11 protein-coding genes are annotated in these 13,854 nt (G+C 65.8%); 10 read left to right on the forward strand and 1 reads right to left on the reverse strand.

Features of this window, described 5'->3' with window-relative positions:
* Positions 1 to 258: 258 nt before the first annotated feature.
* The 5 genes from carA to DIE16_RS13340 all read left to right on the forward strand — a co-directional run bounded on the left by carA (position 259) and on the right by DIE16_RS13340 (position 6,496).
* The gene (carA, locus tag DIE16_RS13320) at positions 259 to 1,404 is read left to right on the forward strand and encodes a glutamine-hydrolyzing carbamoyl-phosphate synthase small subunit (RefSeq protein WP_124892408.1); all 1,146 of its coding nucleotides are present in this window, start codon (positions 259 to 261) and stop codon (positions 1,402 to 1,404) included.
* A gap of 37 nt (positions 1,405 to 1,441) precedes the next feature.
* Positions 1,442 to 2,113, forward strand: a complete 672-nt coding sequence (gene leuE, locus DIE16_RS13325; protein ID WP_124892409.1) for a leucine efflux protein LeuE — start codon at positions 1,442 to 1,444, stop codon at positions 2,111 to 2,113.
* A gap of 60 nt (positions 2,114 to 2,173) precedes the next feature.
* Positions 2,174 to 5,428, forward strand: coding sequence for a carbamoyl-phosphate synthase large subunit (carB, locus tag DIE16_RS13330; protein WP_124667607.1), 3,255 nt, complete (start codon positions 2,174 to 2,176; stop codon positions 5,426 to 5,428).
* Between the two features lie 118 nt (positions 5,429 to 5,546).
* Positions 5,547 to 6,023, forward strand: coding sequence for a transcription elongation factor GreA (gene greA / locus DIE16_RS13335; RefSeq protein ID WP_021163362.1), 477 nt, complete (start codon positions 5,547 to 5,549; stop codon positions 6,021 to 6,023).
* 14 nt (positions 6,024 to 6,037) lie between these two features.
* Positions 6,038 to 6,496, forward strand: a complete 459-nt coding sequence (locus DIE16_RS13340; RefSeq protein WP_044844897.1) for a DUF4149 domain-containing protein — start codon at positions 6,038 to 6,040, stop codon at positions 6,494 to 6,496.
* Positions 6,497 to 6,554: 58 nt separating this feature from the next.
* Here the strand turns inward: DIE16_RS13340 and DIE16_RS13345 are convergent, their stop codons facing one another.
* On the reverse strand, positions 6,555 to 7,082 hold the full coding sequence (locus DIE16_RS13345) for a YhbY family RNA-binding protein (RefSeq protein WP_044844896.1): 528 nt from the start codon (positions 7,080 to 7,082) through the stop codon (positions 6,555 to 6,557).
* 193 nt (positions 7,083 to 7,275) lie between these two features.
* On the opposite strand from DIE16_RS13345, the gene DIE16_RS13350 reads away from it, so the two are divergent.
* The 5 genes from DIE16_RS13350 (at position 7,276) to pstS (ending at position 13,850) form a co-directional block, all read left to right on the forward strand.
* A complete protein-coding gene (locus DIE16_RS13350; protein ID WP_044844895.1) occupies positions 7,276 to 7,938 on the forward strand; it encodes an RlmE family RNA methyltransferase in 663 nt (220 codons plus the stop codon).
* A 166-nt stretch (positions 7,939 to 8,104) separates the two neighbouring features.
* Positions 8,105 to 10,000, forward strand: coding sequence for an ATP-dependent zinc metalloprotease FtsH (gene ftsH / locus DIE16_RS13355; RefSeq protein ID WP_044844894.1), 1,896 nt, complete (start codon positions 8,105 to 8,107; stop codon positions 9,998 to 10,000).
* 28 nt (positions 10,001 to 10,028) lie between these two features.
* Positions 10,029 to 10,970 (forward strand): dihydropteroate synthase, encoded by a 942-nt coding sequence (gene folP / locus DIE16_RS13360; protein ID WP_185735461.1) that lies wholly within the window; start codon positions 10,029 to 10,031, stop codon positions 10,968 to 10,970.
* Between the two features lie 36 nt (positions 10,971 to 11,006).
* A complete protein-coding gene (gene glmM / locus DIE16_RS13365) occupies positions 11,007 to 12,362 on the forward strand; it encodes a phosphoglucosamine mutase (protein WP_124892411.1) in 1,356 nt (451 codons plus the stop codon).
* 453 nt (positions 12,363 to 12,815) lie between these two features.
* On the forward strand, positions 12,816 to 13,850 hold the full coding sequence (pstS, locus tag DIE16_RS13375) for a phosphate ABC transporter substrate-binding protein PstS (RefSeq protein ID WP_124892412.1): 1,035 nt from the start codon (positions 12,816 to 12,818) through the stop codon (positions 13,848 to 13,850).
* The last annotated feature ends 4 nt before the right edge of the window (positions 13,851 to 13,854 follow it).

A 13,854-nucleotide genomic window follows, 5' to 3' on the forward strand; every position in this document is an offset into this window, starting at 1 on the left:
AGATAAGGCCATTTTCGGGCTATAATTTGAAAGTTTGTGCTGATCAACCTCGCACCCTAGCGCCTACCTCACTCATCCCGTTCATCCGCCGCACGCCGCCTGTCGGGCGATGCCGCGAAGCCTCGTGCGCCACGCGCCGGGTTCGCGTCTCGACAACGCAGGTCGCGTCCAGCTAGCGATTCCGCGCGCCTACGCAGCGCGGCGCTCGCGCGGCAGGGTAAACAGGTCGGCAGCAGGGTGTTCCCCAAGGAGCCTCCCGTGTTGCCGTCTTTTTCTCCCGCCTTGCTTGCACTCGCCGACGGCACGGTCTTTCGTGGTTATTCGATCGGGGCCGAAGGCCACACGATCGGTGAAGTCGTGTTCAACACCGCGATTACCGGCTATCAGGAAATCCTGACCGATCCGAGCTACGCGCGTCAGATCGTCACGCTCACCTACCCGCATATCGGCAACGTCGGCGTCAACGCCGAAGACGTCGAAGCCACGAAAGTCCATGCCGCCGGCCTGATCATCCGTGATCTGCCGACGCTCGCATCGAACTTCCGCATGGACCGCACGCTCGGCGATTACCTGCGCGACGAAGGCGTCGTCGCGATCGCCGGCATCGATACCCGCAAGCTGACCCGTATCCTGCGCGACAAGGGCGCGCAGAGCGGCTGCATCCTGGCCGGCTCGGACGACGAGGCGAGGGCGATCGAGCTCGCGCGCTCGTTCGCGGGCCTCGCGGGCATGGATCTCGCGAAGGTCGTATCGACCACCAAGCCGTTCGAGTGGAAGCAGACCGAATGGCGCCTCGGCAGCGGCTACGGCATGCAGGAAGCGCCGAAGTACCGCGTCGTCGCGTATGACTTCGGCGTCAAGTACAACATCCTGCGCATGCTCGCGGAGCGCGGTTGCCACGTGACGGTGCTGCCGGCACAAGCGAGCGCGGAAGATGCGCTCGCGCTGAATCCGGACGGCATCTTCCTGTCGAACGGCCCCGGCGATCCGGAACCGTGCGACTACGCGATCGCGGCCACGAAGCAGTTCATCGAGCGCGGCGTGCCGACCTTCGGCATCTGCCTCGGCCACCAGATCATGGGCCTCGCGGTCGGCGCGAAGACGCTCAAGATGAAGACGGGCCACCACGGCGCGAACCACCCGGTGAAGGATCTCGGCGACGGTCGCGTGGTGATCACGTCGCAGAACCACGGCTTCGCGGTCGACGCGGATTCGCTGCCGGCCAACGCGCGCGTGACGCACGTGTCGCTGTTCGACGGCACGCTGCAGGGCTTCGAGCTGACCGACAAGCCGGCATTCTGCTTCCAGGGCCACCCGGAAGCGTCGCCCGGCCCGCACGACATCGGCTATCTGTTCGACCGTTTCACCGCACTGATGGACGCGGCGAAGCAGCGCAACGCCTGACGCAACTGAAGCAACCGAAGAACGGGAGATTCGCATCATGTTCGGCCACGCACTCGGCATCACGGATATCTGGACCTACGTGTTCGGCGTGATCTTCATCATCCTGCTGCCGGGGCCGAACTCGATGTACGTGCTGTCGCTCGCGGCGCAGCGCGGCGTGAAGGCCGGCTATCGCGCGGCTTGCGGCGTGTTCGTCGGCGATACGGTGCTGATGGTGCTGTCCGCCGCGGGCGTCGCGTCGCTCCTGAAGGCGAACCCGCTGCTGTTCTCCGTCGTCAAGTACGGCGGCGCCGCGTATCTGCTCTACATCGGCTCAGGCATGCTGCGCAGCGCGTGGCAGAAGCTGCGCGCGCGCAGCGATGCGCCGGCTGACGCGCCGCAGGCGGTCGACGGCGAGCGGTCTTTCGACAAGCCGTTTCGCAAGGCGCTGATCGTGAGCCTCCTGAATCCGAAGGCGATCCTGTTCTTCATCTCGTTCTTCATCCAGTTCGTCGACCCGGCATTCCCGCATCCCGCGCTGTCGTTCGTCGTGCTCGGGGCGATCGCGCAATGCGCGAGCTTCCTGTACCTGAGCACGCTGATCTTCGCGGGCGCACGGCTCGCCGAGCATTTCCGCCGCCGCCGCAGGCTCGCGGCGGGCGCGGCGAGCAGCGTGGGCGGCCTGTTCATCGGTTTCTCGGTGAAGCTCGCGCTCGCCACCATGAGCTGAGCGCGGCCTGCCGACCGACGACAACGCCACGACAAAGATTACTTACTGAATTCACAAGCCATGCCAAAACGCACAGACATCAAAAGCATCCTCATCATCGGCGCCGGCCCGATCATCATCGGCCAGGCTTGCGAGTTCGACTATTCGGGCGCGCAGGCTTGCAAGGCGCTGCGTGAAGAGGGCTACAAGGTCGTCCTCGTGAACAGCAACCCGGCGACGATCATGACCGACCCGAACACGGCCGACGTTACGTACATCGAGCCGATCACGTGGGAAGTGGTCGCACGCATCATCGAGAAGGAGCGCCCGGACGCGATCCTGCCGACGATGGGCGGCCAGACCGCGCTGAACTGCGCGCTCGACCTGCACCACCACGGCGTGCTCGAGAAGTTCGGCGTCGAGCTGATCGGCGCGTCGCCGGAAGCGATCGACAAGGCGGAAGACCGCCAGAAATTCAAGGAAGCGATGACCAAGATCGGTCTCGGTTCCGCGAAGTCGGGCATCGCGCACTCGATGGAAGAAGCGACCCAGGTGCACGCCGAGATCATGGCCGGCACCGGCGGCAGCGGCTACCCGGTCGTGATCCGTCCGTCGTTCACGCTCGGCGGCTCGGGCGGCGGCATCGCGTACAACCGCGAAGAATTCGAAGAGATCTGCAAGCGCGGCCTCGACCTGTCGCCGACGCGCGAACTGCTGATCGAGGAATCGCTGCTCGGCTGGAAGGAATACGAGATGGAAGTCGTGCGCGACCGCGCCGACAACTGCATCATCGTGTGCTCGATCGAGAACCTCGACCCGATGGGCGTGCACACCGGCGACTCGATCACGGTCGCGCCGGCGCAGACGCTCACCGACAAGGAATACCAGATCCTGCGTAACGCATCGCTCGCGGTGCTGCGCGAGATCGGCGTCGACACGGGCGGCTCGAACGTGCAGTTCTCGATCAACCCGAAGGACGGCCGCATGGTCGTCATCGAGATGAACCCGCGCGTGTCGCGTTCGTCGGCGCTCGCGTCGAAGGCGACCGGCTTCCCGATCGCGAAGGTTGCGGCGAAGCTGGCGGTCGGCTACACGCTCGACGAGCTGAAGAACGAAATCACCGGCGGCCAGACGCCGGCGTCGTTCGAGCCGACGATCGACTACGTCGTCACGAAGATCCCGCGTTTCGCGTTCGAGAAGTTCCGCGAAGCCGATTCGCGCCTGACCACGCAGATGAAGTCGGTCGGTGAAGTGATGGCGATCGGCCGCACGTTCCAGGAATCGTTCCAGAAGGCGCTGCGCGGCCTCGAAGTCGGCGTCGACGGTCTCGACGAGAAGTCGACCGACCGCGACGAGATCGCGATCGAGATCCACGAGCCGGGCCCGGACCGCATCTGGTACGTCGGCGATGCGTTCCGCATCGGCATGACGGCCGAGGAAATCTTCGCGGAAACCGCGATCGACCCGTGGTTCCTCGAGCAGATCGAGCAGATCATCCTGAAGGAAAAGGCGCTCGCGGGCCGCACGCTCGCGTCGCTGACGTTCGACGAGTTGCGCTTCCTGAAGCAGAGCGGCTTCTCCGACCGCCGCCTCGCGAAGCTGCTCGGCGCGACGCCGGAAGACGTCCGCCGCCGCCGCGTCGAACTGAACGTTCGCCCGGTCTACAAGCGCGTCGACACCTGCGCGGCCGAGTTCGCGACCAAGACGGCCTACATGTACTCGACCTACGAGGAAGAGTGCGAGGCGCAGCCGACCACCAACAAGAAGATCATGGTGCTGGGCGGCGGCCCGAACCGGATCGGCCAGGGCATCGAGTTCGACTACTGCTGCGTGCACGCGGCCCTCGCGATGCGCGAGGACGGCTACGAAACGATCATGGTCAACTGCAACCCGGAAACGGTGTCGACCGACTACGACACGTCCGACCGCCTGTACTTCGAGCCGCTGACGCTGGAAGACGTGCTCGAGATCGTCGACAAGGAAAAGCCGGTCGGCGTGATCGTCCAGTACGGCGGCCAGACGCCGCTGAAGCTCGCGCTCGACCTCGAGGCGCACGGCGTGCCGATCGTCGGCACGTCGCCGGACATGATCGACGCGGCCGAAGACCGCGAACGCTTCCAGAAGCTGCTGCAGGACCTCGGCCTGCGCCAGCCGCCGAACCGCACCGCGCGCGCCGAAGACGAAGCGCTCGCGCTGGCGGCCGAAATCGGCTACCCGCTCGTCGTGCGTCCGTCGTACGTGCTGGGCGGCCGCGCGATGGAAATCGTCCACGAGCCGCGCGACCTCGAGCGCTACATGCGCGAGGCCGTGAAGGTGTCGAACGATTCGCCGGTGCTGCTCGACCGCTTCCTGAACGACGCGATCGAATGCGACGTCGACTGCATCTGCGACGGCGAGTCGGTGTTCATCGGCGGCGTGATGGAGCACATCGAGCAGGCGGGCGTCCACTCGGGCGACTCGGCATGCTCGCTGCCGCCGTACTCGCTGTCGAAGGAAACCGTGGCCGAGCTGAAGCGCCAGACGGGCGCGATGGCGAAGGCGCTGAACGTGGTCGGCCTGATGAACGTGCAGTTCGCGATCCAGCAGGTGCCGCAGGCGGACGGTTCGAAGCAGGACATCATCTACGTGCTCGAAGTGAACCCGCGCGCGTCGCGCACGGTGCCGTACGTGTCGAAGGCGACCAGCCTGCCGCTCGCGAAGATCGCGGCGCGCGCGATGGTCGGCCAGAAGCTCGCGCAGCAGGGCGTGACGAAGGAAGTCGAGCCGCCGTACTTCAGCGTGAAGGAAGCGGTGTTCCCGTTCGTCAAGTTCCCGACCGTCGATCCGGTCCTCGGGCCTGAAATGCGTTCGACCGGCGAAGTGATGGGCGTCGGCCAGACCTTCGGCGAAGCGCTGTTCAAGTCGCAACTCGCGGCCGGTTCGCGCCTGCCGGAGTCGGGCACGGTGCTGCTCACCGTGATGGATGCCGACAAGCCGAAGGCGGTCGAAGTCGCGCGCATGCTGCACGACCTCGGCTACCCGATCGTCGCGACCAAGGGCACGGCTGCCGCGATCGAAGCGGCCGGCGTGCCGGTGAAGGTCGTGAACAAGGTGAAGGACGGCCGTCCGCACATCGTCGACATGATCAAGAACGGCGAGATCGCACTCGTGTTCACGACGGTCGACGAGACGCGCCAGGCGATCGCCGATTCGCGTTCGATCCGCATGAGCGCGCAGGCGCACAAGGTCACGTACTACACGACGATGTCCGGCGCGCGCGCGGCCGTCGAAGGCCTGCGCTACCTGAAGGATCTGGAAGTCTATGATTTACAAGGTCTTCACGCTCGCCTAAACTAAGCAGTCAGTTACCTGTCGAAGCAACACGTGCCGCGATTAAGCGGTGTTTCCGGTTCACCGGAAATACGTTTAATCGCGGTGATTTTTTTTATAGCCGTTTTTAGCGATTGAGCCGTTTATGAGCACCATTCCGTTGACAAAGCGTGGCGCAGAGCAACTGCGCGATGAATTGCAGCGCCTCAAGTCCGTCGAGCGGCCGGCCGTGATCAACGCGATCGCGGAGGCCCGCGCACAGGGCGATCTGTCCGAAAACGCGGAATACGACGCTGCGAAAGAAAAACAGGGCTTCATCGAGGGTCGCATCGCGGAAATCGAATCGAAGCTGTCGGCCGCGCAGGTCATCGATCCCACCGTGCTCGACGCCGAAGGCCGCGTGGTCTTCGCATCGACGGTCGAACTCGAGGATCTCGAGTCCGGCGACACCGTCAAGTACCAGATCGTCGGCGACGACGAAGCCGATATCGATCACGGCCTGATCTCGGTCAGCTCGCCGATCGCGCGCGCGCTGATCGGCAAGTCCGAAGGCGACGTCGCGGCCGTGCAGGCGCCGAGCGGCGTGCGCGAGTACGAAATCATCTCCGTCAGCTATATCTGAAGCGGGGCGACGTGATGCCGCATCGCGTGTTCCGCCTGCTGTCGGCCGTGTGGGTCGGCAGCCTGCTGACGATCGGGTATGCGGTCGCGCCCGTGCTGTTCCGGACGCTGGAGCGGATGACGGCCGGCTCGGTCGCCGCCCAGCTGTTCCGCATCGAGGCGATCCTCGGTGTGGTATGCGGCGTGCTGCTGCTCGCGCTGTCGAACCAGCAGGTGCGGCGCGGCAGCGGCGATTATCGTCGCGTGCGCTGGATCGTCGCGGCGATGGTCGCGTGCGTGCTGGTCGGGTATTTTGCGTTGCAGCCGTTCATGAACGCGCTGCGGGTGGCCGCGATGGAGGCGGGCACCGATATCGCGAACTCGCCGTATGCGAGCCGCTTCGGGATGCTGCACGGCGTCTCGAGCCTGTTCTATCTCGTCGAGAGCGTGCTGGGGCTGATGCTGATCTGGCGTCTGCCGGCGCAAGACGCCTGAATGGCCTGAGCGCCGCGCGGGCAACGCGGCACGGGGTGCCCCGTGCCGCGCGGCAGGATTACTTGCCCTGGTGCGGCCGCTTCGTGCTGGCCTGACGCTTTTTCGCGCGCTTCACCGTGCCGCCTGCCGTCACGCGCTCGTTGCCGCGCACCGTGACCTTCACCGGCCGCGGACGGCGCACCGGGCTCGCGTTCGGCGACACCTTGACGACCTTGACGGTGCGCGGTGCACGGCCTTTCTTGTCGTCGACGGCTTCGGCCGCGCTCGGCAGCGCGCCGGCACGACGGCCGCGGGCCGGGGCCGCCACGGCAGCCTCGGGCTTCCAGATCACCAGCAGCTTGCCGATGTGCTGGATCGGCGCCGCGTTCAGGCGGTCGCAGATCTCGTCGTAAATGGCGACGCGCTCGTCGCGCTCGTCACCGAACACACGGATCTTGATCAACTGGTGCGCAGCGAGGTGCACCTTGATTTCCTTCAGCACGGCGTCGGTGAGCCCTTCGGCGCCGATCAGCACGACGGGCTTGAGCGCATGGGCCTGGGAGCGCAGCGCGGAGCGCTCGGCGGGGGAAAGCGAAAGGGCGGGCATGGAAATGTCGAAATCTAAATAGGGGCGCGCTGCGCCAGAAGCGAATCGCGGGAAGTTACCGCATCAGCCGCGCGCCGAAACCACGTAAAATCGCGGCTTGGGCCCGGAAGGGGCCGCAGCCGCGCGAAGAAGACGCGTATTATCCGCCAAAAGCACGGCTTCACGAAGCAAATAGCAGCAATCTCTCTCTCGAATGGCAAAAAACCGCTTTAACCAGCACTGGCTGCACGACCACATCAACGACCCGTACGTCAAAATGGCGCAGCGGGAGGGCTATCGCGCGCGCGCCGCGTACAAGCTGAAGGAAATCGACGAGCAGGACAAGCTGATCCGTCCGGGCCAGGTGATCGTCGACCTCGGCGCGACGCCGGGCAGCTGGAGCCAGTATGCCCGCAACAAGCTCGCGCAGGGCAAGAAGCGCGACGCGGAGCGCGAAGGCGGCATCGACGGCACGATCGTGGCGCTCGACATCCTGCCGATGGAGCCGATCGCCGACGTCCACTTCCTGCAGGGCGACTTCCGCGAGGACGAGGTCCTCCACCGGCTCGAAGAAGTGCTCGAAGGTCGCGCGGTGGACCTTGTTATTTCCGACATGGCCCCCAACCTCTCCGGCGTGGCCTCGGCGGACGCGGCGCGCATCGAGCATCTGTGCGATCTGGCGCTCGAATTCGCGCAGAATCATCTGAAGCCGGACGGTGCGCTGCTCGTGAAGTGCTTTCACGGCAGCGGCTACAGCCAGATCGTCGAAAAGTTCAAACAGCAGTTTAAGACTGTCGCGCCGCGCAAGCCGAAGGCGTCCCGCGACAAATCGTCCGAAACGTTCATTTTGGGTCGGCATCTGAAGCATCCGCGCTGACGCGCAGCGGCGTGCCGCAAACGGGCTCCGGCCCTTGCCAGACAAGCGAAGCGCTATCGCGGCGGTTGTCAATCCTTATGGCAGGGGTGGTCGGACTGGATTAGAATGACCGAGGAGCGCCGCAAGGAAAATCTAGGCGCTCGTCTACGAGTGAAGGAGTGGTGCTTTGAACAACAATATGTTTTCGAAGGCAGCAGTGTGGCTGGTGATCGCACTGGTGCTGTTTACGGTGTTCAAGCAGTTCGACAAGCCCCGCGTCCAGGAAGGTGTGTCCTATTCGCAGTTCATGGACGACGCCAAGAACGGCAAGGTCAAGAACGTCATCGTTCAGGGGCGCAACCTCACCGTCACTCCGGCTGATGGCCAGAAATACCAGATCGTGTCGCCCGGCGACATCTGGATGGTCGGCGATCTGATGAAGTACGGCGTGCAGGTCAGCGGCAAGGCCGACGACGAGCCGAACGCGCTGATGTCCGCGCTGTACTACCTCGGGCCGACGATCCTGATCATCGTGTTCTGGTTCTACATGATGAGGCAGATGCAGGGAGGCGGCAAAGGCGGCGCATTCTCGTTCGGGAAATCGCGCGCGCGGCTGATCGACGAGAACAACAACGCGGTGAACTTCTCCGACGTCGCGGGCTGCGACGAAGCGAAGGAGGAAGTGTCCGAGCTCGTCGACTTCCTGCGCGACCCGCAGAAATTCCAGAAGCTGGGCGGTCGCATTCCGCGCGGCGTGCTGCTCGTCGGCCCTCCGGGTACCGGCAAGACGCTGCTGGCCCGCGCGATCGCCGGTGAAGCGAAGGTGCCGTTCTTCAGCATCTCGGGCTCCGATTTCGTCGAAATGTTCGTCGGCGTCGGCGCGGCCCGTGTGCGCGACATGTTCGAGCAGGCGAAGAAGCACGCGCCGTGCATCGTGTTCATCGACGAAATCGACGCGGTCGGCCGTCATCGCGGCGCCGGCATGGGCGGCGGCAACGACGAGCGCGAGCAGACGCTGAACCAGATGCTGGTCGAGATGGACGGCTTCGAAGCGAACTCGGGCGTGATCGTGATCGCCGCGACCAACCGTTCCGACGTGCTCGACAAGGCGCTGCTGCGTCCGGGCCGTTTCGACCGCCAGGTCTATGTCGGCCTGCCGGACATCCGCGGCCGCGAGCAGATCATGCGCGTGCACCTGCGCAAGGTGCCGATCGCGAACGACGTCGACGCAGCGGTGATCGCGCGCGGCACGCCGGGCTTCTCGGGCGCCGATCTCGCGAACCTGGTGAACGAAGCGGCGCTGTTCGCTGCCCGCCGCGGCAAGCGCATCGTCGAGATGCAGGATTTCGAGGACGCGAAGGACAAGATCTTCATGGGTCCGGAGCGCAAGTCGGCGGTGATTCGCGAGGAAGCGAAGCGCGCGACGGCTTACCACGAGTCGGGCCACGCGGTGATCGCGAAGCTGCTGCCGAAGGCCGACCCGGTGCACAAGGTCACGATCATCCCGCGCGGTCGCGCGCTGGGCGTCACGTGGCAACTGCCGGAGCATGACAACGAGACGTATTCGAAGGATTACCTGCTCGACCGCCTCGCGATCCTGTTCGGCGGCCGCGTGGCCGAGGAGCTGTTCCTGAACCTGATCAGCACCGGCGCGTCGGACGACTTCAACAAGGCGACGCAGACGGCACGCGCGATGGTGGCCCGTTTCGGCATGACCGACGCGCTCGGGCCGATGGTCTACGTCGACGACGAGAGCGACAACGGCCCGTTCGGCCGAGGCTTCACGCGCACGATCTCGGAAGCGACGCAGCAGAAGGTCGACGGCGAAATCCGCCGCGTGCTCGACGAACAGTACGGCCTTGCACGCCGCCTGCTCGAAGAGAACCGCGACAAGGTGGAGGCAATGACGGCCGCGCTGATGGAGTGGGAAACGATCGACGCCGATCAGATCAACGACATCATGGAAGGGCGTCCGCCGCGCTCGCCGAAGAGTTCGCCGGCTGTCGGCGGCGATTCGTCGGGCGGCGGCACCACCGCCGAAGTGAAGCCCGGCAACGCGCCGGCGCCTGCTTCGCCGGCCTGACCTTCGCCGTAGCACCGTTCACGGGCTGGTGTGGCTTCACACCGGCCCGTTTTGCATTCATCAACGCCTCCCGCCCGTGCCCGATTCCGCTGTTTCAGCATCCATTCCCGCGCCGCTGCAGTGCGGCCGTTTCTCCCTGACGTTCGAGCGCCCGCTCGTGATGGGCATTCTGAACGCCACCCCCGATTCGTTCTCCGACGGCGGCCGCTTCCTCGCGCGCGACGATGCGCTGCGCCAGGCCGAGCGGATGATCGCCGAAGGTGTCGACCTGATCGACATCGGTGGCGAGTCGACGCGTCCCGGCGCGCCGCCCGTGCCGCTCGACGAGGAACTCGCGCGCGTGATCCCGCTGGTCGAAGCGTTGCGGCCGCTGAACGTACCGCTGTCGATCGACACCTACAAGCCGGCCGTGATGCGCGCGGCGCTCGCTGCCGGCGCGGACTTGATCAACGACATCTGGGGTTTCCGTCAGCCGGGCGCGATCGATGCGGTGCGCGAGGGTAACAGCGGGCTGTGCGCGATGCACATGCTCGGCGAGCCTCAGACGATGCAGGTCGGCGAGCCCGATTACGGCGACGTCGTGAGCGACGTGCGCGATTTTCTCGCCGCGCGCGCGCAGGCGCTGCGCGACGCGGGCGTCGCGCCGGAACGGATCTGCGTCGATCCGGGCTTCGGGTTCGGCAAGGCGGTGGTCGACGACAACTACGCGCTGCTGGCCGCGTTGCCGGACACGGCGCCGGCGCGGCCCGACGGGCGCGCGTATCCGATTCTCGCGGGCATGTCGCGCAAGTCGATGCTCGGCGCGGTGATCGGCGGCAAGCCGCCGATGGAACGCGTCGCGGCGAGCGTGGCGGCCGCGTTGTGCGCGGTCGAGCGTGGAGCTGCGATCGTGCGCGTGCACGACGTCGCGGCGACGGTCGATGCGTTGAAGGTCTGGAACGCCGTGCGCGAAGCCGCGCGGCAACGATAAGTCAGAAATCAGAAAGACGAAGGAGGAAGGTTCGCCATGGGACGTCGATATTTCGGCACGGACGGCATTCGCGGCACGGTGGGCGAGGCGCCCATCACGCCTGATTTCGTGTTGCGTCTCGGCTATGCAGCCGGCAAGGTACTGGCCGGTGCGGCCGACGTCGCGGCCGGTGCACGGCCGACGGTACTGATCGGCAAGGACACGCGCGTGTCGGGCTACATGCTCGAGGCCGCGCTCGAGGCCGGCTTCTCGGCGGCCGGCGTCGACGTGATGCTGGCCGGCCCGATGCCGACGCCGGGCGTCGCGTACCTGACGCGCGCGCTGCGCCTGTCGGCCGGCGTCGTGATCAGCGCATCGCACAACCCGTACCAGGACAACGGGATCAAGTTCTTCTCCGCCGACGGCAACAAGCTGCCCGACGAAACGGAAGCCGAGATCGAGGCATGGCTCGACAAGCCGCTCGAATGCGCATCGTCGGACCGGCTCGGCAAGGCGCGCCGCCTCGACGATGCGGCCGGCCGCTACATCGAGTTCTGCAAGAGCACGTTCCCGGCCGCCTACGATCTGCGCGGGCTGAAGCTCGTGATCGACTGCGCGCACGGCGCCGCGTACCAGATCGCGCCGCACGTGTTCCACGAACTCGGCGCGGAAGTGATCCCGATCGGCGTCGCGCCGAACGGCTTCAACATCAACGACGGCGTCGGCGCCACCGCGCCTGATGCACTGGTGCGCGCGGTGCGGGCGAACCATGCGGACCTCGGCATCGCGCTCGACGGCGATGCGGACCGCCTGCAGGTCGTCGATTCGACTGGCCGGCTGTACAACGGCGACGAGCTGCTCTACGTGCTCGTGAAGGACCGCATCGCGACCGTTGGCAAGGTCGACGGCGCGGTCGGCACACTGATGACGAACCTCGCGGTCGAAGTTGCGCTGCAGCGTGAGGGCGTCGAGTTCGTGCGGGCGGCGGTCGGCGACCGCTACGTGCTCGAACAGTTGCGCGAGCGCGGCTGGCAGCTCGGCGCGGAAGGCTCGGGCCACATCCTGTCGCTCGACCGCCATTCGACCGGCGACGGCATCGTGTCGGCGCTGCTCGTGCTGGCCGCGCTCAAGCGCAGCGGCCGCACGCTCGCGCAGATGCTCGACGGCGTCACGCTGTTCCCGCAGAAGCTGATCAACGTGCGGATGAAACCGGGTGCCGACTGGAAGGGCAACGCATCGATTCGCGCGGCGATCGACGCGGCCGAAGGCGCGCTGGCCGGTCACGGCCGCGTGCTGATCCGCGCGTCGGGCACCGAGCCCGTGCTGCGCGTGATGGTCGAGGCCCGGCATGCGGCCGACGCGACGCGTCACGCGGAAGCGATCGCCGACGCGGTGCGCGCGGCGACGGCCTGAACCGGCTCGGCGACGGCGCGCGACGGTCCGGCCGTGTGCGCGCCGCCGCTCCGGTAATTTCAGATGCGGCGCCTGCGGGCGCCGCAATTCGTCAGACGCAAAGGTTTGCGCTATTAAATAGAGGGCGCTTTCGACGCGGATTTCGTCTGATCAAACGCACACTCCGACCCTGAATCGCGACAGCCGCGCAAGGGGCTTTCCGACCGGCGTGCGCTGCGATACGATCCGCTCGCGCCCCGCATCGGCGGGTACCAATCTACCTCTTCCCGGCCGGCAATTCTTGCCGCCAACCCCGCCACGCCGCGCTTGTGCGGCTGCCCGAACCGGGTCCGCTACACCCTTTCAACCAGTCATGTTACTGTCACGCCAGTTTCATCGATTGTCACATTATCGTCATGAGGAGCCCCTAACCTTCGCGGTGCCGTAGTCATCCGCTCACACACTGGAGGTCTCATGAAATTGATGCAAACCGCGATTGCCGGCCTGGCTGGCGCGCTTTTCGCAGTCGCCGCGCAAGCTGCCGACATCACGGGCGCAGGCAGCACGTTCGCGATGCCGATCTATACGAAATGGGCTGCGGACTACCAGCAGTCCGGCGGCGCGAAGGTGAACTACCAGGGTATCGGCTCGTCGGGCGGCCTGAAGCAGATCGTCGCGAAGACGGTCGATTTTGCCGGTTCGGACGCGCCGCTGAAGGATGACGAACTCGCGAAGGGAGGCCTGTTCCAGTTCCCGACGGTGGTCGGCGGTGTGGTGCCGGTGGTCAACGTGCCGGGCGTGAAGGCCGGCGAGCTGACGCTGTCGGGCCCGGTGCTCGGCGACATCTATCTCGGCAAGATCAAGAAGTGGAACGACCCGGCGATCGCCGCGCTGAACCCGAAGGTCAAGCTGCCGGATACGGACGTCGCGGTCGTTCGCCGCGCTGACGGCTCGGGCACGAGCTTCATCTGGACGAACTACCTGTCGAAGGTCAACGACGAATGGAAGTCGAAGATCGGCGAAGGCACGACGGTCAACTGGCCGACGGGTACGGGCGGCAAGGGCAACGACGGCGTCGCGGCGTTCGTGCAGCGCCTGCCGGGCGCGATCGGCTACGTCGAGTGGGCGTACGCGAAGAAGAACAACATGATCTACACGGCCCTGAAGAACTCGACGGGCACGGTGGTCGAGCCGAAGACCGAAACGTTCAAGGCCGCTGCCGCAGGCGCGAACTGGTCGAAGTCGTTCTACCAGATCCTGACGAACCAGCCGGGCAAGGAAGCATGGCCGGTCGTCGGTGCGACGTTCGTGCTGCTGCACGCGAAGCAGGACAAGCCGGAGCAGGGCGCCGAAACGCTGAAGTTCTTCAGCTGGGCGTTCAAGAACGGCGAGAAGGCCGCCGACAACCTCGACTACATCTCGCTGCCGGCATCGGTCGAGACGGAAATCCGCAAGCAGTGGAAGACGAAGGTGACGGACGCATCGGGCAAGCCAGTCGCCGCAGAGTAAGCCA

The organism is Burkholderia sp. Bp9090, from assembly GCF_003857985.1.
In the GTDB taxonomy this organism is placed as follows: Bacteria; Pseudomonadota; Gammaproteobacteria; order Burkholderiales; family Burkholderiaceae; genus Burkholderia.

Excerpts from the sequence above, each read along its gene's own strand:
- leuE (WP_124892409.1), top strand. The coding sequence starts at position 1,442 with ATGTTCGGCCACGCACTCGGCATCACGGATATCTGGACCTACGTGTTC.
- carB (WP_124667607.1), top strand. The coding sequence starts at position 2,174 with ATGCCAAAACGCACAGACATCAAAAGCATCCTCATCATCGGCGCCGGC.
- greA (WP_021163362.1), top strand. The coding sequence starts at position 5,547 with ATGAGCACCATTCCGTTGACAAAGCGTGGCGCAGAGCAACTGCGCGAT.
- DIE16_RS13340 (WP_044844897.1), top strand. The coding sequence starts at position 6,038 with ATGCCGCATCGCGTGTTCCGCCTGCTGTCGGCCGTGTGGGTCGGCAGC.
- DIE16_RS13345 (WP_044844896.1), bottom strand. The coding sequence starts at position 7,082 with ATGCCCGCCCTTTCGCTTTCCCCCGCCGAGCGCTCCGCGCTGCGCTCC.
- DIE16_RS13350 (WP_044844895.1), top strand. The coding sequence starts at position 7,276 with ATGGCAAAAAACCGCTTTAACCAGCACTGGCTGCACGACCACATCAAC.
- glmM (WP_124892411.1), top strand. The coding sequence starts at position 11,007 with ATGGGACGTCGATATTTCGGCACGGACGGCATTCGCGGCACGGTGGGC.
- pstS (WP_124892412.1), top strand. The coding sequence starts at position 12,816 with ATGAAATTGATGCAAACCGCGATTGCCGGCCTGGCTGGCGCGCTTTTC.